The sequence below is a fragment of the Burkholderia sp. AU45274 genome, from assembly GCF_030482505.1.
In the GTDB taxonomy this organism is placed as follows: Bacteria; Pseudomonadota; Gammaproteobacteria; order Burkholderiales; family Burkholderiaceae; genus Burkholderia.
In genome coordinates, this window is sequence record NZ_JAUJQE010000011.1 from 151,708 (window position 1) to 175,918 (window position 24,211).

The following is a 24,211-nucleotide window of genomic DNA, read 5'->3' on the forward strand; positions in this document are numbered from 1 at the left end:
ACGACCGGCTATTTTGGCATGGCGCCGCCGCTTGCACCGGCGCGTTCGGGCGAAATGCGCGATGCGATGCGGCGCTTGCGCAAGGAAAGCCGGCATTTTGCGCGGGCCGGGGGGCCGCGCGAGCGGGGTTTGCCCGCCTACGCCCGTGCAATGAACGGCTGCCGCGGGGGCGCCGCCCGGCGTCATACGGTTGCCCGCCGCAGCACGGCGGCGGCGACCTGCGCGGCCCACACCGCGCAGGCGGTTGCGCCGGGGTGGAAGCCGTCGGTGGCCATCAGGTGGCGCTCGAGCGGCAGCTCGACGCGCAGGAACGTGCAGTGCGGCTGCGTGGCGGCCCACCCGGCGAGCGCCGTGTTGAGCCGCTTCGCGCGCAGCCCGAGATACCACGCGAGCGGCTGCGGCAGCGCCGGAAAGCGCTCCATCGGCGGCACCGCCGACAGGATCGCGTGCCCGACCCGGAAGCGCGCGGCGAGCAACCGGACGAGCTCGGCCTGCTGCGCCAGCCAGCGGGCCGGCGGCACGCCGCCCGTCACGTCGTTGACGCCGAGCGACGTGACGGCCACGTCGAACGGCTCGGCTGGCTCGGCGGCGAGCCAGTCGACCAGCTCCCGTGTGGTCAGGCCGGTGCGCGCGAGCAGTTTCCACCTCACGCGATGGGTGGCCGCGAGCGCGCTCGCCAGTTGCCCGGACAGCGCGTCGCGCTGCGTCGCGACGCCGACGCCCGCGGCGGCCGAATCGCCGACCACCAGCACGCGCAGCGGCGGGCCGTCGCCCGCCACGCCGTCGCGCGGGCCGGCGGCCTCGGGCAGCCGCGGCGTGACGCGGCGCACGTAGCGCCCCTGCGCGAACAGCAGCGGGCCGAGGGCGGCGGTGGCGAACGGGTATCCCATGATGTCGATCCGGTGGCGGTACAGGTGACGCAAACGGGCCGGCGCGGGGGCGGCGCCGAAGTGGCCATATTGTGGCCGATCGGTGCGCGAACGGGGCCGGATTGGCCGAACGGACAGGGGGTGCCCGGCCGGTCGGCCCGCGCAGCCCCGCCCGGCGGCGCTCCCGAAAAGCGCGCCGCCGACGTGTTAACATGCGCGTCCTGCCCGCGTGTCCGCCTGCTTCGCCAGCCCGCCGCGCACGGCATCCTCCCGGCGTTCCGCCGTCAACCGCAACACCATCCGCCATCATGTCCGCAGGCCTGAATCCCGCCCAGAACGAAGCGGTGCGCTACCTCGACGGTCCCTGTCTCGTGCTCGCCGGCGCGGGCAGCGGCAAGACCCGCGTGATCACGCAGAAGATCGCGCACCTGATCGAAGCGAAAGGCTTCGAGCCGCGCCACATCGCCGCCGTCACGTTCACGAACAAGGCGGCCGCCGAAATGCGCGAGCGCGTGTCGAAGCTGCTCGAGGGCAAGACGCTCACCACGCCCGGCAAGGAAGGCCGCAAGGTGCCCGTCAACCAGCTCACCGTCTGCACGTTCCACTCGCTGGGCGTGCAGATCCTGCGCCAGGAGGCCGAGCACGTCGGCCTGAAGCCGCAGTTCTCGATCATGGATTCGGACGACTGCTTCGGGATGATCCAGGAGCAGATCGGCACGACCGACAAGGGCCTGATCCGCAAGATCCAGAGCACCATCTCGCTGTGGAAGAACGGCCTGATCATGCCCGAGGAAGCGATGACGATCGCGGCCAACGAGGACGAGCACCAGGCCGCGCTGGTCTACCGCAACTACGTCGCGACGCTGCATGCGTACCAGGCGGTCGACTTCGACGACCTGATCCGCCTGCCCGCCGAACTGTTCGCGAAGAACGAGCAGGTGCGCGACCGCTGGCAGAACAAGCTGCGCTATCTGCTGATCGACGAATACCAGGACACCAACGCGTGCCAGTACGAGCTGCTGAAGCTGCTCGCCGGCCCGCGCGCGGCGTTCACGGCGGTGGGCGACGACGACCAGGCGATCTACGGCTGGCGCGGCGCGACGCTCGAGAACCTCGCGCAGCTCGGCAAGGATTTCCCGAAGCTGCACCTCGTCAAGCTCGAGCAGAACTACCGGTCGACGGTGCGCATCCTGACCGCCGCGAACAACGTGATCGCGAACAACCCGAAGCTGTTCGAGAAGAAGCTGTGGTCCGAGCACGGGATGGGCGACTCGATCACCGTCACGCCGTGCAACGACGAGGAGCATGAAGCCGAATCGGTCGTGTTCCGGCTGTCCGCGCACAAGTTCGAGCGGCGCGCGCAGTTCCGCGACTACGCGATCCTGTATCGCGGCAACTTCCAGGCGCGGATCTTCGAGCAGGTGCTGCGCCGCGAGCGGATTCCGTACGTGCTGTCGGGCGGCCAGTCGTTCTTCGACAAGGCCGAGATCAAGGATCTGTGCGCATACCTGCGGCTGATCGCGAACGCCGACGACGATCCCGCGTTCATCCGCGCGGTCACGACGCCGCGCCGCGGGATCGGCAACACGACGCTCGAAGCGCTCGGCTCGTTCGCGGGCCAGGCGAAGGTGTCGCTGTTCGAGGCCGTGTACATGGGCGGCATCGAGGCGCGGCTGTCCGCGCGCCAGGTCGAGCCGCTGCGGATGTTCTGTGACTTCATCCAGCGCCTGACCGAGCGTGCGGACAAGGATCCCGCCACCGCCGTGCTCGACGACATGATGGAGGCGATCCACTACGAGGCGTACCTGTACGATGCGTTCGACGAGCGGCAGGCGCAGTCGAAGTGGCAGAACGTGCTCGAATTCCTCGAATGGCTGAAGCGCAAGGGCACCAAGCCCGAGACGGAAGCGGTCGACGGCGAGGCGGAAGGCTTCCACAACGCGGACGGGCTCGCCGATACCGGCAAGAACCTGCTCGGCCTGATCCAGACCGTCGCGCTGATGTCGATGCTCGAGGGCAAGGACGAGGATCCGGATGCGGTGCGGCTGTCGACGGTCCATGCGTCGAAGGGGCTCGAGTATCCGCACGTGTTCCTGGTCGGCGTCGAGGAAGGCATCATGCCGCACCGCGGCAGCTCCGAGGACGACGGCCCGATCGACAACGAGCGGATCGAGGAGGAGCGCCGGCTGATGTACGTCGCGATCACGCGCGCGCAGCGCAGCCTGCACCTGAACTGGTGCAAGAAGCGCAAGCGGGCGCGCGAGACGGTCGTGTGCGAACCGTCGCGCTTCATCCCGGAGATGGGGCTCGACGACGCGCCGCCGCCGACGCCGGAAGAGGCGCCGATGTCGCCGAAGGACCGGCTCGCAAGCCTGAAGGCGTTGCTGCAGAAGTGATGTGGCGGCGCCGGGCGCATGGCGCTCCGGCGCTCCAGTGGTTCGCCCGCAAAACAAAACCCCCGCGACGCACACGTATCGCGGGGGTTTTTTACTGACGGCCGGGTGGGGTTACTTCGACGCGTTGACCATGTAGTCGACGGCGGCCTTCACGTCGGCGTCCGACGCGTTCGACCCGCCCTTCGGCGGCATCGCGCCCTTGCCGTGCAGCGCGTAGTTGTAGACCGTGTCCATCGAGTCCTTCAGGCGCGGCGCCCAGTCTTCCTTGCTGCCGAACTTCGGCGCGCCGAGCACGCCCGCCGCGTGGCAGGCCTGGCAGGTCGACGTGTACAGCGCCTTGCCGGCGTCGGCGCCGGCCGGGGCGGCCGCTGCCGCGGGCGCTTCACCAGCCTTCGGGAGCGCGGCGATTGCCGCCTGGGCCGCGGCGATTTGCGCGCTGGCGGCGTCTGCCGTGCCCGACGCGGCTGCGGCGCCGCTGGCGGATTGCGCCGCGTTGGCGGCCGGCGCGGCCGGTTCGGGGAAGTTCGCGCCGTCGTTGTTCGCCATGTAGACGATCGCACGGGCGATTTCATAGTCGCTGACGTCGTCGGGGCTCGTGCCGCCGCGCGGCGGCATCGCGCCCTTGCCGGCCAGCGCCGTCTTCAGCAGCGTGTCGAAGCCTTGCGAGATGCGCGGCGCCCAGTCGTCCTTGTTGCCGAACTTCGGCGCGCCGGCGGCGCCCGTGCCGTGGCAGGTCACGCAGACGGCCTTGTAGACTTCCTCGCCGGTCTTGTACGTGCGGGGCGCGTTGGCGTCCTTCACGTCGACCTTCGCGAGCGGGGCGACACGTGCGGCGACCTGTTCGTCGGATAGCGCGTCCGTGCCGGCGCCGGCACGGAACGCATGGTTCGCATAGTTGGCGAACAGGACGATCAGGATGATCGGAATCGCGAACGACGCGATGATGACGGCAATCAGCTGCCCGGGGGTTTTGACGGGAGATTCGTGGGGTGCTTCGCTCATGCTTGCCTCGTCTCCGTGATTAGGAATTGTGAGCGCGGTGCAACGGCAAATGGCAGTCCAATGAAGCCCGGTCGATTATAGACGGAACGTTTACATCACGGCGAGCGGTGCGATGGCGCGTGTTTACCCGCACGCGGCCCGGCCCGGCGGGGATTCGTCGGGCAAGGTGGACGCGTCATGGGAAACCGGGTATCCTTGCCGTCTTGCCAATCGTGGGCGGCCTGTATATTGGGGTCGTTTCACTGTCACAGGCGCCCGTAGCTCAATGGATAGAGTACTGCCCTCCGAAGGCAGGGGTTGCTGGTTCGATCCCAGCCGGGCGCGCCAAGCCTAGTCAGGCTCTCAGCGGTTTTCTCCGTTCGTCGCATTGTCTCGTTGCAGCTGAATTGCAGCTGGCACCGGCACGGGCTCGGCCGTCAGCGGCGTGACCCACTGCGCGAGGTGATCGGCCGACAGGTGCGCGTACCGCTGCACCATTTCCATCGTCTCCCATCCGCCCAGCTCCTTGAGCACCTGCAGCGGCGTGCCGCGCTGCACGTGCCAGCTCGCCCACGTATGACGCAGGTCGTGCCAGCGGAAATCGCTCAGGCCGGCACGCTGCAGCGCCTTGGCCCAGGCGGCCGTCGCCGTCTGGTAGACCGGCCTGCCGCGATAGGTGAACACGCTGTCCGCGCACTCCGGCGCCCGCGGGTTCGCGTGCTGGCGGCGCAGCACGGCGATCGCGGTTTCCGAAAGCGGCACCGTGATGGCCTTGCGGGCCTTCGCCTGGTCCGGGTGGATCCACGCGACGCGCCGCGCGAGGTCGACTTGCGACCACCGCAGCCCCGTCACGTTGGCGCGGCGCAGGCCGGTCTCCAGACTGAAACGCGCCATGTCGGCGAGATGCGCGGGCAGTTCGGCGAGCAGCCGTTCCGCTTCGGCCGGGGTCAGCCAGCGGATGCGTTTCGAGACGATCTTCGCGCGTTTCGTGACCGGCGCGCGCTCCAGCCATTCCCATTCGACCGCCGCATTCAACACCGACTTCAGCACGCCGATCACGCGACGCACGGTGCCGTCGCTGACGGCCCGGTCGGTCTCGACGATGCCGTGCCGGGTGCGCACCGTGCGCGGCTCCTGGCGCTTCGCGAGCGCGATCGCGTCGACGCGGTTGCGGTCGATATCGGCGAGCGCGACGCCGGACAGGTGCGGGTCGAGCCAGCGCAGGTGAATCTTCGACGTTTCCAGGCTGGCGAGGCCCGCGCGTTCGCCGACGTAGCGCACGACCGCGTCGTTCCACGAATGGCGCGGCTTCGTGCCGAGCCGCGCCTGGTTCCACAGGTCGACCTTCAGCCGGTCGTGGAATTCCTGGGCCTGCGCTTTGTCGCGGGTGCCAGTGCTTCCCTGTACCGGCGGTCCGCCGCCAGGGGGGTACAGCTTGTATTGCCAGTTCGGGCTGGTCTTGCGCTTGTAGAGCGACATGGGCGGGTTTCCTCTTGCTGATCGTGATGGGCGACGGGCGGGAGCCATTCGCCGGCGAGGTAGCGCTGCAGGGCGGCGACGGAAAAGATCCAGCGCTTGCCGACCTTGCGGCCGGGCAGCGCGCCGGCCCTGGCCTTCAGGCGCACCGTTTCGGGATGGGCGCCGAGCAGCGCCGCGGCGCCGGCCAGGTCGACGGTGGCCGGATGCGCGCTGTCGGCAGGCCGCGCGCCGGGCGGGCACGCAGCGCAACTCGTGGAAGGATGGTTCGCGTGTGAAGAGTGCATAACACGTTGATGTTCAAGCGTTTTGTTGGCCATCGGTTGCCATCATTCAGGCGTGGCGGCCGCGGGGAACCCGTGGCGCGAACTCGCTGCATCGCCGGCGACCGATGGCAATGCGGAGCCGACTCGTGGTGCGCGATAGCGGCTCGTGGCCGTGGCTTCCCGGTTCTCTTTCTTCTTTTTCTTCAATGAGTTGAAGAGAGAGAATGAAGAAGGGGCCGCCACCGGCGCGCTCGCCGGACTCATGGCAAAAGCGGCATGACACGTGGCGAACCCGGCGTGAGGCAGGGCGGCAGTTTCCTCAGGAATCAAGGACTTGCGAGCCGTCACCCGCGACAACCACGACTCGCGTGCGCTGCCTGCCCACTCCCGGCGGGTTCCGCCGTGCGGTGGTTGGCCGGACAGGGCGCGGCTCATGCGCGGCCTCCCTGCAGCGCGTCGGTCGCCAGGTCCTCCCGCACCGACACGTGCAGGCCGTATGCGGCCAGGCGCTCGAGCGACACCGGCGTCAGGTACGGCACGCGGCGCATGTAGATGCGGCGCTCGACCTCCTTCTCGCCGACCACGACGCCGGCGTGCTTGAGCTGCGCCTTGAACACGCGGTCGGACTTCACCGGCAGGCCGTTCCACTTGTCGCGCAGCGCGCTCGTGTGCGCGAGGTGATCCATCACGTGCCCGGTGCGCAGCAGCAGGCAGAATTCGCCGTCGACGGTGTCGAACGTGTACGGATGCTTGTAGTTGCCGCCGTCGATTTCCGACAGCACCGTTTCCATGATCCAGACCCACGGCTCGCGGTCGGCGCTGGTTTCGGCGACGTGGCCGTTCATCTCGGCGATCAGGTCGCGCGGGAACTCGCCTTCGCTCGGGTCCATGCCGGCGAATTCGCACAGGTAGCGCCACGCGAGCCCGATCGCCGCGTAGTTGCCGGCCATGCGCCGTGCGCCGTCGTCCTCGCCGCTCGCGCGGCAGCCGGCGAGTGCCTGGTCGCGCAGCGTCGCGTACTGGTCGAGCGCGGTGCGCCGGTCGAGGCCGGTCAGGAACTCGAGCCATTGGCGGACCGGGAAACGCGGCAGGTCGTCGGGCAGCAGCGGTCCGCGCTTGCCGGTCAGCGTCGTGCGCACGAGCTTGCCGAGCAGGCTGCGCACCGGCACGTCCTCGCCGGCGAGCATCACCGGCGCGCACAGCAGGTATTCAGTCATGTCGGTGCCGCGCCGCGTCACCGTGTACTGGTAGTTCTCCTGCAGCAGCCCGACCGCCTTGTCGATCACGTCCTGCCGCCGTGCCGACAGCTCTTCCCAGCCGACCGGATGGCTCGTGTGACTGATGCTGGTCAGGAGGCGGAATTCGGTCTGCAGCGACTGCCCCGAGAACATCGTGAACGCGAGCGAGCGCTCGAGCCGCTTGATGAGCGTCGACTTGCCCGCGCCCTTGTTCGCCTGGACCGTCAGATGCGGCCAGAAGCCGAGCAGCGCCTTCAGGTGGCCGCCGAGCGCCCACACGAGCGGGATCGTCGCGGCGTTCTGCCGGAACGTCGTCTGGTAGGCGGCGATCACGCGGCGCGCGTCGCTCACCGGGCCGCCCGGGAACGTGAGGTTGTGATACGGGCACTGCTTGTCCGCTTCGGTGAAGTAGCAGTCGGGGCCTTCGTTGACGATCAGCCGCCCGTCGCGCCACGCGAGCCCGACGAAGTTCGCGGCCCGGCGCGCGCCGAGATCGGCGCCGCGCTCGAGGATGTTCACCATCCGCTTGAACGGCGCCGGCGCCCAGATCGGGCCGAACTTGCTCCACTGGTCGACGTTGTGCAGCTGGTCGTCGAGCATCACGCGGCGGATCAGCTGCGCACCGTGCCGCGGCGCCTGAACCGACACGGCGAAGTAGACGGTGGGCGCCTGGTCGGCGTCGCCCGTCATCGTCGACGTCGCGCTCGCGACGGCCACGCGGCTGATGCCGGCGATGCGGAAGCCGCACAGGTCGGTCATCACGGGCGTCTCGACGCCGGATTCCTCGTTGCGATCCATCTTGGTGATGTAGTTCGTGAAGTCGGGCCGCACGCGAAACCGCCAGTACTGCGCGAAATCGTGCGCCGGCAGGAAGATGCGCGGCCGGCCGCGGCGCGAGGCGTCGCCCGGCAGGCCGGCGACGAGCCACGGCTCGAGCTGGTCGAGCGCGCGCGCGAGGTCGGCCGGGCCGCGCAGCTGCAGGTAGTCGTTCACGTCGTTGATCGGCGTGCGCTTGGCGTCGCCGTCCGCCAGATCCGCCAGCCAGTCCGACTGGTCGACCAGCACCGCACTGATGTCGAGCGCGGTCAGCCGTTCGTGGAGCGCCCACGCGGCCTCGGGGCCGGGGCGCTGCCCGGCGCGCGGGTGGCCTTCCGCGAACGGCTCGTCGTTGTCCAGGCAGATCGTGACCTGCTTGCCGCGCAGGAACGCGAAGTCGATGCGCTCGACGTTCGCGAGGCCGCGCAGCGCCAGCGCGGCCGTGCCGGGCAGCGCGCAGGTGTCGATCGACAGCGCGTTGATCGCGCTTTCGACGATGATCACGCGTTTCGCGCGCTCGAGCCGGCGCGCGTCGGCGGTCCAGCCGTAGCCGGCCTTGTCGCCCTGGGTCTGCGTCTTGACGCCGCCGTTGAGCGCGGGGTCGACGTAGCGCATGTCGACCGCGACGACGCGCGCATCGCCCGGCGCGCGCACCACGAACGCGGCGGCGGGGCCGCCGTGGCCGACGTCGCCGGCGGCGATCTTCGGGCTCGTCCACGAATTGAAGCCGAGCGTGCGCGCCGCGAACGCCGCGTCGAGCGCCGCGGCGGAGATGCCGCGGCCGCCGAGGTAGTCGCGCACGCGATCGCGCTCGGCCGTGCAGCGGTCGGCGATGTACTCGACGGTGGATTTCTCGCGGCGCTCCGCGGGGGCCGGGCGCTCGGACGGGAGGCCATACGCGTCGTGGAGATAGCGGACGGCGTCGGCCACCGTGCCGCCGCGCGCGTGGATCACGAGGTCGATGCACGAGCCGCCGGCGTCGGCGCTGTGATCGCGCCAGCCGGTGCCGTACTTCGGGTGATTCGCATAGATCGACAGCGACGGGCTCCGGTCCGCGTGCTGCGGCGAGTGATAGAGCGCGCGGTCGCCGCCGCGGCCGCGCTTCAGGCCGAGGCGGCCGGCGAGGTCATGCAGGTCGATGTGTCGTTTCAGTTCGTCGATCGAGGCCATATCTTCGTCATTGCTGCCGTTCGGGTTGCGGTGATGCGGGCGGCGCGGGATGGCCCGTCGCGGCCGGTGAATGGGCGAGCGCGCGCAGCGCGGCGGCGGATTGCGGAAAGCCGAGCGCGAGGCGATCAGCGAGCGCCGACACGAAGCGGCCGAGCGTGCGTTGCCGCTCGGGGCTGTCCGGCGGGGCGTCGAAGCTCAGCGTGTCGGCGGCCGCCGCGATGGCGGCGCGCAGCGCGGCGTCGTGCGGCGCGGGTTCGGTGGCGTAGCGGTTCATGGGCGCGCCTCCTGGTAATCGACCGGTACGCATCGCGCGGGGTGGCGGACCATCACCGGGCCGGCGGGGCATTGGACGGCGCGGCCCGCTTGGATCGGGATCATGAGGTGTCCTTTTCAATGGCAAAGGCGATCCCTCGCGCCGTTCAGGCACGATGCGAGGGAAACGCGGGAACGAGGGGTTAGGGCGTCAGACCGGCAGCTCGAGTTGCGCGGCCAGGCGTTCGCGGACGTGCGGCGAAAGCGGCAACTGCAACGCGAGGTTCGGGACGGCGGACGGCGACAGCGTGCGGGCGAATTCCATGTTGACGACGTACGTGTGGCCGCACTCCGGATTCGCGCACTGGAAAGTGATTTCGCGGAACGTCAGCGACATTTCGCGGCTGCTGCGCGCGGTGGCGCGGGTGCGGCAGTGCGGGCAACGGTTCAGGATTCGCATGGGGTCGTGCTCCGGGCGAGAGTCTGCGCAGGGCCGGACGGGCAGCGGGCTGCGCGGGCGATCCGGCTGCATCGCTGGCCGATCGGCGGATGGTTGCGGGCGTGCGCGCGGTTCACAATCGACGTTGCGGGCACGGACGGTCGGGCGCGTTCGACGGTGCGGAACATGACGGCGCCCGGTTCAACGGCCGGCGGTGCGCGAGCGCGGCGCCGCGATTGAGCGCAGGTGGCTCGCGCCGATGCGGATCAGTTCGCGCGCCATGCTGGAGATCGAGCGGTTGCGCTGCGCGGCGAGCTGCTCGAGCTCGCCGCGTTCGACCGGCGTCAGCCCCACGTAGACGGGTTTGTCCGACATCGTGCCGCGCGGCGAACGGCGCGGGCCTTTGGGAGTAGTCATGGTCGGTATACTTTGTCGAGATAGTCTTGCGTTACGGTAAGGCCAGTGTAATGAGCAAAAAACAGCGCGTCAATTGTTAATGGGTAATTTATGACACAAATCGGGAGTCGCTTGCGGGACGAGCGCTTGCGGATCGGGCTCAGCCAGGATGAGTTTGCGACCGTGGGCGGTGTCGCGAGGCGCTCGCAGTCGGCGTACGAGTCGGATGAGCGCTCTCCCGACGCGTCCTATCTGCTGGCCGTTCGCGAGATCGGTGTCGATATCGGCTACGTGCTGACCGGCGAACGGTCCACGGCAGGCGAACCGGCGTCGGAGGCCGGCGGCCGCGACGCGGACGAAGCCGACGTGCTGGCGATGTACCGGCAGCTCAACGACGCAGGCAAGGCATCGCTGCACGCGTTTCTCGCCAGCTGCATCAGCACGGGCGCGATGGTGCAGGCGACGCCGGCGCGACGCGCGAAGCGCCTGCCGGAGAATCGCCGTGCGGCACTCGATCAGCGCACGGCGGAAAACGTCGAGCGCGCGATGGCCGAGGTCGAACGGCTGAAGTCCGAGCGCGCGGCGAAGCAACCGAAGAAATAAGCGGCCGCGCGGCCCGGCGCACGCGCTGCCGCGCATGCCGGCAGCGCGCTGCATGCGGCCACGCGCTGCCCGATCCGGGCCGCAGCGCATGCGGCGGCGCGGGCGGCCCATCCCCTTTCCGTTTCCCCGATTCCACGGCGGTGCGCTGAGCGCGCCGCGCAAGCGCATCGGATAAAATCGGACGAATCACTGTATATCCATACAGTATTGGTTTAGCATTCTGAAAGCCGGTGAGCTGGCGGCGGGGCGTTCCGAGGCGACCCGTCGTGTCAGGCGGCCCCCGGTGGATGACTGAGTTTGCGGAGACCGGAAAAATGGACACCAACAGGAAGCACGACATCGGGACGATCGGCGCGTCGGCGCGCGCCGACCATCGCGCGGATCCGCGCGGATCGACGATGGGCCCGCCGCGATATCGTCCGGACCTGACCGAAGACGAACGGGCCGACGCGCACGCAAAGATCGACAGCGCGATGCTGTCGGTCGGGCAGGTGCTCGAGGCCGCGCTGCAGGCGATGGCCAATTTGCGCGATGCGCGTGCCACGTTGCAGCAATGCGGCGACGCGCGCGACACGCGCATGACGCTCGGCGGGCGTCAGCAATCGAGCTGAACCGCCACCACGCCTTCCCGCCGGCCGGCATTCGCTCCGGCCGCTGCATCGAATCCGAGCCGCGCACCCCGCGCATTGCCTCGCCCCGCCCACCGGGATCCTGAGTTCGCCACCGCGATCGCCGGCACGCGATCGCGTGCCGGGCATCGCGGCCCTGGCCGTTACTTCACCCGTCAGCGCTTGTCGGTTCGACCCGACTGCTTCGGCGCATCGCGTACCTCGAGCTCGAGCGCGGTCGTGAACCCGCCGTCGCCGATCGTATGCGTGGCCTTCTTCACGAGCCACGGCGTCTCGTCGATTTCCGGCTTGAACCCTGTCACGGTGACGGGCATTTCGGGAAACAGTTCGGGCCGGCCCAGTGCGAGCGTGTAGCTCAGCGTCGACTGGCCGCGCTGCGTGCGCGCATAGTCGGCTTGCGCGGCCGCCCGGGCCTCGGCTTCCGTCGCGTAATCCTCGGGCAGCACCTTGACGTTCTTGCCTTTTGCGTCGCCGACGACCACCGACAGGCGCCGCGCGCTACCGTTCGAGTGATAGTGCGCGCGCACCGACGTGTAATCGTCGCGCTGCGCGATGTGGTAGCGATGCTGGTCGCCGCTCGCGCGGGTGAGGGCCAGCACGTCGAGCGGCTTGCCGGTGACGGTCTTGCCGCTGCCGATCGGCGTGAACAGCAGGCGCTTGTCCTTCACGGTCATCACCGCGTCGTAGCGCCTGGCGAGGCGCGTCAGGAACGACATGTCGGATTCCTGCGTCTGGTCGACATGGTCGATCCGCGTCGCGGCGAGCGTGGCGTCGACGGCGGCCGTGAGCCCGTGGCGCGTCGCGATGGTGCGCACGATCGCGCCGATCGTCTGCCGGTGCCAGCTTTTCTCGCGGCGCTCGTGCATGCCCTTCGTCATCGATGCCGAGCGCGCGCGGATCGTGATGACGTCCGGTGCGCCGCCGTGCTCGACCTCGTCGACCGTGAACGCGCCCTTGTCGACGAGCGGCTCGCCGACCCAGCCGATCGACAGCTTGATGCTCGCGCCGCGCTTCGGAATCGCGAACGTGCCGCGCGCGTCGTCGAGCACCAGGTCGAGCATGTCGGCCTCGTCCGCGCGCGACTCCGACAGCGACAGGCTGATGAGGTTGGGCGCGATCAGGCGCGACAGGTCGCGGCCGTCGAGCGTGATCCGATAGTCGGCCTGCGGCTGCACGCGGCCCGCGCGGGCCTGCGCGTCGCCCGGCTTGCGTTCCAGCGTGCTCATTGCTCGTCCGCTCCGCTTTCGTCGTCCTGCTGCGGCTCGGCCAGCACGCCGTCGTCCACGCGCTTGAGCGTCAGCGTGAACGCGATCTTGCGCGCGATGCCTTCCTTCGTGTGATACGTGGCCGTCTCGTTGAGGCTGTCGATCACGTACGCGCCGTACACGTTGCCGTTCCCGTCGACGAGCACGTAGGCATCGCCGGCGTCGCCCATCCGGGCGAGCGCCTCGATCGACGCGATCTCGCCGATGCCGTTGTCGGGGGCGACGATACCGGACAGGGTGATCGTGTCGTCGCCGGCGCCGGTGAACTGGCTCGCATCGCGCACGCCGATGCGCGAGCTGGTGCGGTGCTTCCAGTTGCGCTGGCGCTGGAGCTCCTGGTACGGCGTGGTCGCCAGGCTGAAAACGAACTGGTCGAGCGACATCATCATGGGCGGGTTTCCTTCAACGAACGATCAATCGGACAGGCGCGAGCCGGCGCGCGACGCCTTCGCGCGTTCGGCGCGTTCGAGCTCGGCGCGCACCATGCGGGCGATCTCCGCCGCATCGGAGCCGGGCGGCGGCGCGATGTTGATGGTGACGGGGCCGCTCGCGGGCGCGGCGCTGGCGGCAGCGACGGCCGGCGCCGTGAGCGGTGCACGGTAGTCGAGCGACAGGTTGTAGCGCTCGAGCGGGGCGGCGGCGGCGATCGCGGGGCTCGCGGCGAACGCGGGCGGGCTGACCAGCGCGGCGGTGGTCGTGAGGGCGGCGGCGGTGCGGGCCATGAGCGACGGGGCGCCGGCCGTGGCGTCGTCGGGCGTGGTCGACGCCTTTATGCCGAGTTTCTCCTTGGCCCAGTCGCGCATCGAACTGCCCAGGCCGCCGACCGTCTCCTTCACCGCGACGAAGCGGCTCTTGATGCCGTCGACGAGCCCCGACACCAGGCTGGCGCCGATTTCCTGGAAGCGTGTGCCGATGTCGCCGAACCAGTCGCCGATGCCGCCGATCGCGGTCTTCACCCACTCGACGGTGGCGTCCCATTTCGCGGTGATCCAGTCGCCGGCCGCGCCGAACGCGCCCTTGATGGTTTCCCACAGCGCGATGAACTTCGGGCCGAGCGTGTCCCAGTTCTGCCAGACGTAGATGGCGGCCGCTGCAATCAGGCTGATCACGGCGATCACCGGATTCGCCAGCGCGAGCCGGCCAAGCACCATGAACGCCTGCCCGACGAGCCTGAACGCGCTGACCATCGACGTCGCGAAGCGGAGCACGTTCACCGATCCGAGCACGTTGCCGAAGACGCTCGCCAGCGTGCCGACGACCGTGAGTACGCCGCCCAGCCCGGCGAAAGCCGTGGCGAGGATGCGGGTGGCCGTGCCGTGTTCGCGCACGAACTTCACGATCTTCTCGAGCACGGTGGCCGTGACGTCCAGCGCCGCGTTGTACATCGGCGTGATCTTCTCGCCGATCTCGAGCTTCAGGTCACGCAACCGCGCGAGGACGACGAGCTCGCGGCCCGCGGTCGAATCCGCGGCCTTCGCCCGCATGCCGGTGACGCCATCGGCGGCGGCGCTCTGCCGCTCGGTGTCGTGGATCTGCTCGCGCTGGTCATACATCGTGGTGAGCAGGCTTCCGGCGGCTTTGTCGGGGAACAGTTTCGCCAACTCGGCCTTGACCTTGTCGGGGCTCGTGATGCCCTTGGCGGCGAGCTTCGGCAGCAGCACCTTTTCGAGCCATTCGAACGGCGACGCCTGCAGCATGTCGCTGCCTGCCAGCGCGCCCGGCTTGAGCCCGGCGATCGCACCGTTCTTCCGGTGGGTGAGCCCTTTCGGATCGACGAGGCCGAGCGCCGCCAGCCGTCGCGCGGCGAGTGCGGACGCCTTGCCCTCGAGCGCGCTGCCGGACAGGGCGGCCAGGCCTGCGCCGGCCGACTTGCCGCCCAGCTTTTCGATGAGCGGCTGCATCTGGTAATAGAACGCGTCCGTGCGCAACTTCTTGGCCGCGTTGCCGCCCGATTCGGCGAAGTTGTTCCACTCGTCGCCGCTGACCTTGCCGCCGGTCGCGGTCTGCATCTTCTGCACGATGTTCGCTTCGGCGCCGAACGCCGCTTCGCTCTTCGTGCCGCCGCGCAGGTCGATCACCTTCAGCATGCTCATGAACTGGTCGACGTTCTTTTTCGCGTCTTCCTTGCCGTACAGCGCCTCGTTCGCGAATTTCATCGAGGACAGCAACGGCAGCGCGACCCGCGCATGCTGTTCGTCGCCGCCGAACTCGGTCAGCGATTCGCGCATCAGCGCCAGGTTGTCGATGGTCGACAGCCCCGGGGCCTGCTGCGCGCGCGCGAACTTCACCGCGTCGGCCGACGCACCCGCCGCACGCATGCGCAGCGTTTCGCTTTCGGCCTGCTTCGCGGCGTCGAGCGGATCGGACAGCATGCCGAGCATGTTCTTGCCGGCGCCCTTGACCGTCTCGCCGCGCTTCGCCCACTTCTCGCCGACGCCGCGCAGTGCGTCGATCCTGGCGCGCCGGGCGTCGGCTTGCTGCTGGCGCCGGGTGTCGTACCCGCGCACCCCCGCGTCGATCATCGACGCACGCGACGCCGTCGTCGCACGGAGGTTGCGCTCGTCCCGCGACAGGTTGCGCGTGTCGATGCCCGCGCCGGCGAGCTGGGTGCGCATGGCTTGTACGCGGCCGGCCTGGTAGTGGTGCGCGGACGCCAGATTCTCGGCCGCGCGTTGCGCCTTGTTGAAGTCGCTGATCATCTGTTGCGACGGCGAGCGGGTCGCGCGCAGCGACTGGGCGAGCGTGTCGACGCGTGCGCGTGCCGCCGAGAGGTCCGATGCCGTCGTGGCGAGGCCCTTGCGCATCTCGCGAAACTCGCCGATGCGCTTCTGCGTCTTCGCCATGTCATCCAGCTCGCGGCGGGTGGCCCGCAGCGAATCGGCCAGCCCCTTGTTGCCGGTCAGCATCATTTGCAGAGGCTTCGTCATGTTGTCGACCATGTCGAACATGACGCGCAGTTTCGTGGTGTTGTCCATCGTCGATCGTTTCGCTCATTGGGCGCCGGCGCGTACTCGGGCGCGCTCGCGCCAGTCCATCAGCTCGGCCAGGCTGAAGGCATCCATCACGGGCGGTGTCCAGCCGAACACCGTCGCGATGTCTGCCATCGGGTCTTCTACGCGGTCTGGGAGGCCAGTCGGGATTTCACGGCCTTCGGCATCAAAAAACCGGCGAAGATGCCTCCCAGCTGCACGAGGTCGGCGGGGTCGAGGCCGGCGACGTCGGCTTCGGTCAGCATCGGCGAGCTGATGCGCGGCAGCACTTTCGACAGCGCGACGACGTCGAGGCTGACGAGGTCGGACAGCGATACGCCGCGCAGTTCGCCCGATTTCGGCTTGCGCAGCGTGATCGACGTGATCGTCTGGTTGCCGCGCACGAGCGGCGTGTCGAGCGTGTGGGTGGCCGGATCGTCCTGGTCGGGCGCGGCGACGACGGCGACGGTGGACGCATCGGCCTGCAAGTCGTTCGCGGCCGGGTCGGGTTGCATCGGATTCATGGTGGTCCTGTCGGTGATCAAGCGGGGGGAAGGGCGAGGAATGGCCCGGCCGGGGTGACCGGCCGGGCGGCGGATTACAGGCCGATCGCGTTGCGCAGCGCCGCGAACAGGTCGTTGCCGTTGACCTTCTCGATCATGTTGACGAAGTCGATCTCGATCACGTCCTGGCCGTTCACGGACAGCTTGTAGTAGCTGGCGACGGTCGTGACCTTGAACGCGGTGTCTTCCTTCGACTTCGCGGTGCCCGGGTCGATTTCGCTGTGGCGGCCGCGGATGACGATCTCGATCGCGTCGACGTTGGTCGAATCCTCGGACTGGTAGCCGCCGGCGAAGCGCAGCAGCACGCCGTCGTGCTTCGTGATCGCGTATTGCCCGAGCACGGAGCGCATGAAGCCGCCGCAGGTCCATTCGAGCTGGATCCCTTCCTGCCCGAAGTCGACCTTGATCGGGCCGCTCATGCCGCCGCCCTGGTAGTCCTCCATCTTGCGCGTGAGCTTCGGCAGCGTGACTTCGACAACCTGGCCGACGAAGTTCTCGCCGTTCTGGAACAGGTTGAATCCCTTGAGTTTGCGAGGCATACCCATCGTGTTTGACTCCTGGTGAGGCCGGTCGTTACGCGCTGACGCGCGCGGCGAAATCGGCGAGGTAACGGTCGGTGATGCGCTGGCGCAGCATCAGGTTTTCGAGCGGCGGAACCGGCGTGTATTCGTAGTCGAGATACGCCTTGCCGGACTTCAGCACGTCGGTCGTGTTCGGCTCCGGGTCGTACCAGGCCGAGCCGCCGATCAGGTAGCCCTGCGAGATCCATTCGCGGAACTTGGCGTTGATCGTTTCGATGATGTCGCGCGGCAGCGACGGGTTGAGCGGGCCGTCGATGATGGCCATCTGCGCTTCGGCGATCGAATCGGCGATGACCTGCGCGGTGCGCGTGTAGTTCTCGAACGCGAACAGCGGATCGTCCGAGCACGTGCGCGAACCCCAGAAGCGGAAGCCGTTGCGGTTCACGAGCGTCGTCACGTCCTGCTCGTTGAGGAAGCCCGCGTCCGTCGCCGGATCCTGCAGGTCCCACGACACGTCGGCGCTGATGCCGGTGACGCCGTTCACGCCGACGTTCGACAGCGTCTTGTGCCAGCCCGTGTCGTTGTCGATCTTCGCGCGCAAGCCGGCCGCATACGCGGTGGCCGGCACGACGATCGTCTTGCTGGTCGTGTCGTCCCACGCGAGGAAGTCCGGCCAGACGACCATCAGTTCGCGCTGGCTGAACTGCTTGCGATAGGCGACGGCTTCTTCCTTCGTCTTGCAGCCGTTGGCCGACACGTAGGCGAACGCACGCAGCGACTGCGCGATCGACGCGAGCGCCGCGGCGACGGGTTGCGTGTCGAGGCCCGGCGTCGCGAGGATGCGCGGCTTCACGCCGAAGCGCGCTTGCGCGCCGAGCAGCGCCTTCATGCCGGTGTACTTGCCGTCGGCGGTGACGGTGCCGATCACGTTGGTCGCCGTCTCGGCGGCGTCCTTGCCTTCGGCGACGCGCACGACGATCGTGACGGGCTTGGTCTGCCGGCCGATCGCGTCGAGCGTGCGGCGCAGCGTGCCTTGGGTGCCGGCCTTGCCGAGCGCGGCGACAACGTTGGTCAGCAGGACGGGCGTGTCGAGCGGGAAGGCGGTGGCATCGGCGTCGGACGCGGTGCAGACGATGCCGACGACGGCCGTCGACACGGTGCGGATCGGGCGCGAGCCCTCGTTGATTTCGATGACGCGTACGCCGTGGTGGTAATCCTGCGGCATGGTGTGTGGCTCCTGTGTGTGCAGATCAGATGAAAGAGAACGGGAGAAATCCCGTGCGGATCAGGCCGCGGGGTCCGCGACCGGAGCTGCAGGTGCGCTGGGTTCGTCGGGCTGGGGCTTCGATTCCGGTTCCGGTTCCGGTTGCGGTTGCGGTTGCGGTTGCGGTTGCGGTTCCGGCTGCGGAGGCGGAGGCGGAGGCGGTACGTACGGCGCCGGCGTAGTCGGCCACGTCACCGCATCGGGGAACGTGTCGGACTGGACGACCGAAACGAGTGCCATCTGGTAGGCCGACCAGGCCTTGAAGTAATAGACGCCTTCGTCGTCGAGCAGACCCGCGGCGTAGGCATCGGCCTTGCCGGCGTTGGCCTTGCGTGCGGCTTCGAGGCGTCGCTCGAACTCGGCCATCGCGGCGTCGCGTTTCTCGCGTTCGAGCAGCGCGGCCGGAATGGCCCACGCGCCGTTGATCCATGCGTGGCGCGGCGACGGTTGCGGTTCGGTCGTGAGGCCGAGTTCGTCGGGCGTCTTGCCGGCAGTCGCGATTTCGACCGGTTCGCCCGTGTCGGTGCGATAGCAGAGGCGGCCGCGGAAGTCCGGCAGCAGCGTCCACGCGTTGTCGCGGTAGAACGGCCAGGTCGTCGGCGTGCGCGCCGGCGGCTCGTCGAACGTCGCCCATGACGGCACGAGCCAGCGTTCGGGGTTGCGCGGATCGGCGTCGGGCTGGCCGCTGCTCAGGTATTCGCCGTTTGATTGGCTGTAGTGATGGATCAGCATGTTTCGTTATCCAGGTTAGTAGGCGCGGATCATGGCGAGTAGCGCGACGTTGCGCGGCCGCGCTTCGTTGCCGCCGTCACCGTTGACGGTGATGGCGTGGCTGTGGCGGCCGGCGCCGCCGATACCGACGTTGTGGCCGTGGTTGCCGTCGCCGTTGATGCCAATTCCGGTTCCGGAGCCGCTCAGCCAAATTCCTGTTCCCGAGCCGTATGTGTTGTAGAAGCCGTCAATACCAAAGGGGCCAACTACTGAGCGTTGATTTCCCCCGCCACCGCCGTGGGGCACGTCCGTACCGTGCGAGTGCCCTGGGTCGTTGACGCCGTGGCTATGCCCGGGATCGCTGACGCCGTGACCGTGCCAGCCCTGCGCGTCGGTCCATGCCGAGTGCACGTGATCCCCGACTTCGCTCGCGCTCGCGCCGTGGCCGTGCAATCGGTTCGTGCTGTCCTGCCATGAGCCGATCGTGCGATCTTTGTCGATACTGCGGGCGTCGTCCCAGCACCGGATGAACTCGCCGCGCAGCTCCGGGAGGCGGAACGTCGTCGATCCGTCGCCAGTGGAGAAGCAGCCCCAGCGTCCGTTGCGCCATTCGTCGTCCGAGACGAGCGTGCCGCTGGCCTGCGCATAGGTCCAAAGAGCGGGGTAGTCGGCACGATTGACGAGCACGCCGTTCGCTTTCAGGAACCCGGCGCGCGGCAGCGTGCGCGGCTCGAATACGATCTGGCCGACCGTCGCCGTCGAGAGGGCGGCCAGCACCCATTCGGTCGTGGCGAGCGCCTTCGAACGATCGCCCGTTGCGGGTGTCGGGCCCTGCACGGGGGTCTGGAAGACGGTGCCACCCGGCGTGAACGAAACCTGCGGGATCGAGTTGCACGTCACGCCGAACGAGCCGTCGTTGACGTGGTATAGGCCCGTGTCCGGCGCGCCGTCGTTGATGAACGTGAGGGACGGTGCTTTCGCGCTGCCTTCCGACAGGAAAATCCGCTTGCCCGGATCGAACCAGAGATCCCCCGACATCGTGCCGCCCTTCATGCGGTCGAGCGGTGTGAGGTTGGCCGAGTGCCACACGGGGTTACCGTCAATGCGGAAAGTGCGATCGGCGATGTAATACTGGAATGCGCCTTTTGTCGGTGTCCACCAGCCATAGCCATCGCTGTTCGAATAGAGGAAGCCGTCGACAGGGCCGACACGAATCGAGCCTTGAGCCTGACTGGTACCAACCGAAAGCTCGCCGCGGACGTTTGCATTGCCGCCGATCGTCGTACCGGCGCCCTGGCCGTCGATCGTGACGAGGCCGGTCGCGAGATTCCATGCGAACGGGCGGAAATCGTTCCACTGCCCTTCCGGGGTGCCCTTGTTCGTCGACAGCAGATACATGTTCGTGCCGTCGTTGCGCAGCAAGGCACCGTAGTCGTTGGAGATCGCCCGGAAATGCGCACCGTTGGCGTCCATTTCGCGGGAGGTTAAGCTGCCCTTGAAAGTGGCGTTTCCGCCGACCTGGAACACGTTCCGTCCGTCGTCGCCCACGTCGCCAACGACCAGGCGCTGGGTCACGCTCACGGTTCCCGTGTCGCGTCGAATGAACAGGCGGCGCGTTTGGTTGCCGCTGTCGTCAAACGAATTGATGCCGAAGTGGGAACCAGCATTACCGGCGCCCTCCACCGAATCTTCCTTGTACACCGTCCAGCGAACTTTTGAGGACTCCGGATTGGTGAAGAACAGGGTCGCGTAGCCCGTGCCAGAACCCGCTGCCTGAATCGATGATGCCGTGGAATAGAGCGTTCCCGACGCCTTGGCGTTGCCTGCGACCTGTAGCGTCGTGTTGCCGTCGTCCACGCTGCCATTGCCCACGAGCACGCGGCCGCCGTATGCGACCCGCACGGCGCGTGCCTGGTTCGCGTCGGTCTCTGCGTCGTTGCCGGTCTTGTTGACCCACAGATCGACGTACTCGCGCCCCCACGCGCCATTGTCGAAGCCTGCCCGCACCGTCGCGATCAAGCGCGTCCCGGTATCGGCGATGTTGCCGCCGAACGTGCCATGCAGGCGTACACGGCTTTCCCGCCCGTTCTTGCCGGTCGGCGGACGCACCGTGACATGCGCCGTATCCGGACCCGCATCGAACTCGGTGACGACCGGCCCGGTGAACTTCGCCCCGGTCAACGCCGCGTAACGCGACGCCGCGGTTTTCGGCGTCACTGCACGCGTATCGTCCGCACCGGCGTTGACTTCCGCCTGGGTCGCCAGCTCGACCACGCCCTGCCGCTCGGTAGTCGCCGGCGGATTGAGGAACGACGCGTCGCCGAACACGAGTTGCGTCGCGTCGATCGTCGCGAACTGCAGGTCGGACGACAGCAGCAGCATCGCGGCCGGCGACTTCTCCATGATCGGCGTCGCCTGGCCGTAGCTGGCCAGCAGCACGCCGTTCTCGAGATAGAGGCCGAACCCGTACAGCGAGTACTGGTCCGCGGTGTCGTCCTTGAGCGTCGTATGAATCGTGTCCGGCGCGACGTTGGCGCCGCCGAAGGACTTGATCCGCTTCAGCTCGTTCGGCAGCTTCGTGAGCCCCTTGTCGGCGACGAACGGCGCGTTCGCCAGGCCGATTTCCACGACCTGGTGGGCATTCGTGCCGCCGTTGCCGGCGGCGACGAGCGCGGCACGGCCGGCGTCGGTGATGATGATCTGGGTTGCCATGTGCGATCAGTAGTCGGTGAGGTTCAGGCGGCGATAGGCCGCCACGCGCGCGGCGGCGCCGACCGGTTGTCGGCCCCGCATCTCGAAGCCCTGCGTGAACGTGTAGTGCGCCCGTACCGGCTTGGTCCGGTCGATTTCCGCGAGGATGTCGGCGACGTATTCGGCGGTCGGCGGCTGGCCTTCCTGGCCGCTGACCGTCATCACGAGGTCGAACGTGCCGGGTTGGCCCGGCGGGCGCTGCTCGAACCATTCACGCAGGACGATGTTTCCGCCGAAGGCCGCGACGACTTCGCGCACCGCGGCGGCGGTGCCCTTGCGGCGGGCGATCGGAATCGCCTGGCCGACCCGGGCCCGCTTCACGTACTCGGGCCAGTAGTCCTTCCACGCATCGACGCCGAGGTGCCATGCGAGCCACGGCAGCAGGTCGGACCGGATCGCGTCCGGATTCATCAGCGTCGCGAGCGGCGTCGGCACATCGTCGATGCGCGCGTTCGTCGCGGCGAGCCGGCGTTCGAGCCGCGTCGCGTTCGGCGGGAGGACGTCATTCATTGCTGTACACCCCGCCGTCGATCAGCTCGATTCCGGTGCAATACGGCGCCTGCTGCTTCGTCGCCGGCAGGCCGGCGGACGGGCTTTCGAGGATCACCTTCTGCACGCCGGCCGCGCGGGCGGCCGCGTAGATTCCGTCGAGCGTGACCTCCATCCCGAGGCGGTGCATGGATTCGGTGTATTTCTTCATCGCGCGGTTGGCTTCCGCGAGCGCCACCGCGCGATCCGGGCCGGCGAAGAACACGAGCCGCGCGCGCACCTGGTAGCGCAGGATTTCCGCGCCGCGCACCGTGACCTTGTCGGTCAGCGGCCGCACGTCGTCGGCCTGCAGCGCGGCCGCCACCGCGGCGATCAGCGCCGGATCCGCCGTGCCGTCGCCATCGCGCGCCAGCACCGAGACGAGGACTTCGCACGGGGCCGGGCTGACGGCCGACGCATCGAGCACGCGGCCGTCCGCGTTGCGTGCGTGCGAAACGTACGCGCCTTCGGGGCCGGCGACGGACAGGCTCTGCGGCGCGAGCTGCGTGCGGGCGCGCAGGTCGGTATCGCTTTCCATGACCGCCGCGACGTCGTGTTCCGGATCGGCGGGCGTGATCGTCAGGCGCCGGATGCCGAACAGCGCGGCGAGATGATCGAGGTCCGTGCCGACCGCGTAGGCGAGCATCACGGCGCGCGCGGCGTCGTTCACGCGCTGCCGCAGCACGATCTCGCGGTACGCGTTCTCCTGGAGCAGCTTCACGACCGGCTCCGATTCGAGCGCGAGCGTCGCGGCGATTTCGGCCTGCTCGTCGGCCGGGTAGAGCGACACAAAGCGGGCCTTGCGCGCGGCAAGCAGGGTTTCGTAGTCGATCGTTTCGACGACGTCGGGTGACGGCAGCTGCGAGAGGTCGATCGGCGTCACGCTCATGCGGGGCTCCCGTTCGTCATCGGCACGCGGGTCGACACGATCGTGCCGTTCTCGCCGGTCCAGCCTTCGATGTCGAGATAGACCGACCCGGCGGCCGCATTCGCGTCGTCGGCGGCGAGCACGACGCGCGTGAGCGTCAGGCGCGGCTCCCAGCGCATGAGCGCCGTCGCGACGGCCGCGTACAGCCGGGTGCGCACGGTGCCGTTGCCGGGTGCGTCGATCAGGTCGGGCAGCTCGGAGCCGAACGTGCGGCGTTTCACGCACGACGCGAGCGGCGTCGTCACGATCCTGCCGATCGACTGGTAGAAGTGGTCCAGGCCCGAGATCGAGCGGCCGGTGTTCGCGTTCATGCCTTTCATTGCGGTGCGCTCACGAGTTGTCCATCGCCTTGTTCGCGATGCGTGTGATGCGGGAGGCTGATGCCCTGGGATGTCACTTCGCGGGTGAAGGTGGCCGCGCCGTCGATCTGCATCGTGGCGCCGCCGCCGGCGCCGCCGGTGCCGGTCATGCCCGATTCGAATGCGAACGGGCCCTTGACCGTCATCGCGCCGGTGCAGGTCGTCTGTGGCGCGTCGAACGTGATGCGCTCGGCCTTCACCGTGGCGTCGCGGGTCTGCACGACGACCGAGCCCGGCGCGACGATGCGCACGGTCGCGCCGGCGGGCAGCTCGGCCGTGAGCGCATGCGCGGCGTGGTCGTACGTGATGCTCGCGCCGTCGGGGTAGACGCGCGCGTGGGTGTCCGGGCTCGAGGCAGGGGCCGGCGCGGCATTCGAATACACGCCGCGCAGCGCGACGCCCTGCGCCGGATCGCCCATCGGGCAGAGCAGCACGACCTGTTCGCCCGGCGTCGGCGGCAGCCAGTCGCGCGTGCCGCCGGCGGTGCCGGCGACCCACGGAATCCAGTTGGTCTGCAGGCCGCTGCCGTCGGAGTCGGCGTCGCCGACCGAGACGCGGCACAACGCGGCCGCATGGTCGACCGCGAGGATCGTTCCCTTGCGCACCGCGTTGCGTGCCTGCCGTTGAATTTCATTTGCGTCCATGCAGCCATGGTGACGGTCGGGCAGCCACGGCGCGAGCGATGGCCTGTGTCGTCGCGACGAGGACAGCGCGCACCGGATGCCGGCACGAACGCGCGCGTCGAAAATCGCATCACCGGTTGGCGTGAGGATGGCGTCGTGCGCCCTGGCGATGGGGTGGCGGGGCTGGAATGCGTGAGC

Annotated in this window: 25 protein-coding genes and 1 tRNA gene; 4 read left to right on the forward strand and 22 right to left on the reverse strand. The window is 68.7% G+C overall.

What is annotated here, in order from left to right; all coding sequences use genetic code 11:
- Positions 1 to 182: 182 nt before the first annotated feature.
- Positions 183 to 890, reverse strand: coding sequence for an SGNH/GDSL hydrolase family protein (locus tag QZM35_RS30780; RefSeq protein ID WP_089424190.1), 708 nt, complete (start codon positions 888 to 890; stop codon positions 183 to 185).
- Positions 891 to 1,177: 287 nt separating this feature from the next.
- Here QZM35_RS30780 and QZM35_RS30785 point away from each other — a divergent pair, with 287 nt between their 5' ends.
- Positions 1,178 to 3,265, forward strand: a complete 2,088-nt coding sequence (locus QZM35_RS30785; RefSeq protein WP_301777412.1) for a UvrD-helicase domain-containing protein — start codon at positions 1,178 to 1,180, stop codon at positions 3,263 to 3,265.
- 111 nt (positions 3,266 to 3,376) lie between these two features.
- On the opposite strand, the gene QZM35_RS30790 is transcribed toward QZM35_RS30785, so the two are convergent.
- Positions 3,377 to 4,267 (reverse strand): cytochrome c5 family protein, encoded by an 891-nt coding sequence (locus QZM35_RS30790; RefSeq protein ID WP_089424191.1) that lies wholly within the window; start codon positions 4,265 to 4,267, stop codon positions 3,377 to 3,379.
- A 251-nt stretch (positions 4,268 to 4,518) separates the two neighbouring features.
- Here QZM35_RS30790 and QZM35_RS30795 point away from each other — a divergent pair.
- Positions 4,519 to 4,594: transfer RNA gene (locus QZM35_RS30795), tRNA-Arg, on the forward strand.
- Between the two features lie 15 nt (positions 4,595 to 4,609).
- Here the strand turns inward: QZM35_RS30795 and QZM35_RS30800 are convergent.
- From QZM35_RS30800 to QZM35_RS30830, 7 genes are all read right to left on the reverse strand, one after another.
- A complete protein-coding gene (locus QZM35_RS30800) occupies positions 4,610 to 5,680 on the reverse strand; it encodes a site-specific integrase (protein WP_301777432.1) in 1,071 nt (356 codons plus the stop codon).
- Positions 5,593 to 6,042 carry a helix-turn-helix domain-containing protein gene (locus tag QZM35_RS30805; protein ID WP_089430432.1) on the reverse strand — a complete coding sequence of 150 codons (450 nt, stop codon included), beginning with the start codon at positions 6,040 to 6,042 and terminating at the stop codon, positions 5,593 to 5,595. The genes QZM35_RS30800 and QZM35_RS30805 overlap by 88 nt, the downstream gene beginning before the upstream one ends.
- A 9-nt stretch (positions 6,043 to 6,051) precedes the next feature.
- The gene (locus QZM35_RS30810; protein WP_089430433.1) at positions 6,052 to 6,423 is read right to left on the reverse strand and encodes a hypothetical protein; all 372 of its coding nucleotides are present in this window, start codon (positions 6,421 to 6,423) and stop codon (positions 6,052 to 6,054) included.
- The gene (locus QZM35_RS30815) at positions 6,420 to 9,212 is read right to left on the reverse strand and encodes a toprim domain-containing protein (protein WP_301777413.1); all 2,793 of its coding nucleotides are present in this window, start codon (positions 9,210 to 9,212) and stop codon (positions 6,420 to 6,422) included. The genes QZM35_RS30810 and QZM35_RS30815 overlap by 4 nt, the downstream gene beginning before the upstream one ends.
- Positions 9,213 to 9,219: 7 nt before the next feature.
- On the reverse strand, positions 9,220 to 9,486 hold the full coding sequence (locus QZM35_RS30820) for a hypothetical protein (RefSeq protein WP_089424196.1): 267 nt from the start codon (positions 9,484 to 9,486) through the stop codon (positions 9,220 to 9,222).
- Between the two features lie 189 nt (positions 9,487 to 9,675).
- Entirely contained in the window at positions 9,676 to 9,924 is a 249-nt protein-coding gene (locus QZM35_RS30825; protein ID WP_048251455.1) for an ogr/Delta-like zinc finger family protein, read from the reverse strand.
- A gap of 180 nt (positions 9,925 to 10,104) precedes the next feature.
- Positions 10,105 to 10,320, reverse strand: a complete 216-nt coding sequence (locus QZM35_RS30830; RefSeq protein WP_089424197.1) for a hypothetical protein — start codon at positions 10,318 to 10,320, stop codon at positions 10,105 to 10,107.
- Between the two features lie 162 nt (positions 10,321 to 10,482).
- Here QZM35_RS30830 and QZM35_RS30835 point away from each other — a divergent pair, with 162 nt between their 5' ends.
- Positions 10,483 to 10,902, forward strand: coding sequence for a transcriptional regulator (locus tag QZM35_RS30835; protein WP_089424294.1), 420 nt, complete (start codon positions 10,483 to 10,485; stop codon positions 10,900 to 10,902).
- Between the two features lie 314 nt (positions 10,903 to 11,216).
- Positions 11,217 to 11,513, forward strand: coding sequence for a hypothetical protein (locus tag QZM35_RS30840; protein WP_089430434.1), 297 nt, complete (start codon positions 11,217 to 11,219; stop codon positions 11,511 to 11,513).
- A 173-nt stretch (positions 11,514 to 11,686) separates the two neighbouring features.
- Here QZM35_RS30840 and QZM35_RS30845 read toward each other — a convergent pair whose 3' ends face one another.
- The 13 genes from QZM35_RS30845 to QZM35_RS30905 form a co-directional block, all read right to left on the reverse strand.
- A complete protein-coding gene (locus tag QZM35_RS30845; RefSeq protein WP_089430435.1) occupies positions 11,687 to 12,757 on the reverse strand; it encodes a phage late control D family protein in 1,071 nt (356 codons plus the stop codon).
- Positions 12,754 to 13,185, reverse strand: coding sequence for a phage tail protein (locus tag QZM35_RS30850; RefSeq protein ID WP_069246823.1), 432 nt, complete (start codon positions 13,183 to 13,185; stop codon positions 12,754 to 12,756). The genes QZM35_RS30845 and QZM35_RS30850 overlap by 4 nt, the downstream gene beginning before the upstream one ends.
- Before the next feature lie 24 nt (positions 13,186 to 13,209).
- Positions 13,210 to 15,771, reverse strand: coding sequence for a phage tail tape measure protein (locus QZM35_RS30855; RefSeq protein WP_301777414.1), 2,562 nt, complete (start codon positions 15,769 to 15,771; stop codon positions 13,210 to 13,212).
- 15 nt (positions 15,772 to 15,786) lie between these two features.
- The gene (locus QZM35_RS30860; RefSeq protein WP_006484104.1) at positions 15,787 to 15,900 is read right to left on the reverse strand and encodes a GpE family phage tail protein; all 114 of its coding nucleotides are present in this window, start codon (positions 15,898 to 15,900) and stop codon (positions 15,787 to 15,789) included.
- Positions 15,901 to 15,908: 8 nt separating this feature from the next.
- Positions 15,909 to 16,280, reverse strand: a complete 372-nt coding sequence (locus tag QZM35_RS30865) for a phage tail assembly protein (protein WP_175237768.1) — start codon at positions 16,278 to 16,280, stop codon at positions 15,909 to 15,911.
- Positions 16,281 to 16,363: 83 nt separating this feature from the next.
- On the reverse strand, positions 16,364 to 16,873 hold the full coding sequence (locus QZM35_RS30870; protein ID WP_048251463.1) for a phage major tail tube protein: 510 nt from the start codon (positions 16,871 to 16,873) through the stop codon (positions 16,364 to 16,366).
- Between the two features lie 28 nt (positions 16,874 to 16,901).
- On the reverse strand, positions 16,902 to 18,074 hold the full coding sequence (locus QZM35_RS30875; protein WP_089424202.1) for a phage tail sheath protein: 1,173 nt from the start codon (positions 18,072 to 18,074) through the stop codon (positions 16,902 to 16,904).
- A 60-nt stretch (positions 18,075 to 18,134) separates the two neighbouring features.
- Positions 18,135 to 18,845, reverse strand: a complete 711-nt coding sequence (locus QZM35_RS30880; RefSeq protein ID WP_301777415.1) for a tail fiber assembly protein — start codon at positions 18,843 to 18,845, stop codon at positions 18,135 to 18,137.
- Positions 18,846 to 18,860: 15 nt separating this feature from the next.
- Positions 18,861 to 21,536 (reverse strand): phage tail protein, encoded by a 2,676-nt coding sequence (locus tag QZM35_RS30885; protein ID WP_301777416.1) that lies wholly within the window; start codon positions 21,534 to 21,536, stop codon positions 18,861 to 18,863.
- Positions 21,537 to 21,542: 6 nt separating this feature from the next.
- On the reverse strand, positions 21,543 to 22,085 hold the full coding sequence (locus QZM35_RS30890; protein ID WP_089424205.1) for a phage tail protein I: 543 nt from the start codon (positions 22,083 to 22,085) through the stop codon (positions 21,543 to 21,545).
- The gene (locus QZM35_RS30895) at positions 22,078 to 22,992 is read right to left on the reverse strand and encodes a baseplate J/gp47 family protein (RefSeq protein WP_089424206.1); all 915 of its coding nucleotides are present in this window, start codon (positions 22,990 to 22,992) and stop codon (positions 22,078 to 22,080) included. Before QZM35_RS30895 ends, QZM35_RS30890 begins: the two co-directional genes overlap by 8 nt.
- Positions 22,989 to 23,351, reverse strand: coding sequence for a GPW/gp25 family protein (locus tag QZM35_RS30900; protein WP_089424207.1), 363 nt, complete (start codon positions 23,349 to 23,351; stop codon positions 22,989 to 22,991). Before QZM35_RS30900 ends, QZM35_RS30895 begins: the two co-directional genes overlap by 4 nt.
- Positions 23,348 to 24,034, reverse strand: coding sequence for a phage baseplate assembly protein V (locus QZM35_RS30905; protein ID WP_089424208.1), 687 nt, complete (start codon positions 24,032 to 24,034; stop codon positions 23,348 to 23,350). The genes QZM35_RS30900 and QZM35_RS30905 overlap by 4 nt, the downstream gene beginning before the upstream one ends.
- Positions 24,035 to 24,211: the final 177 nt, after the last annotated feature.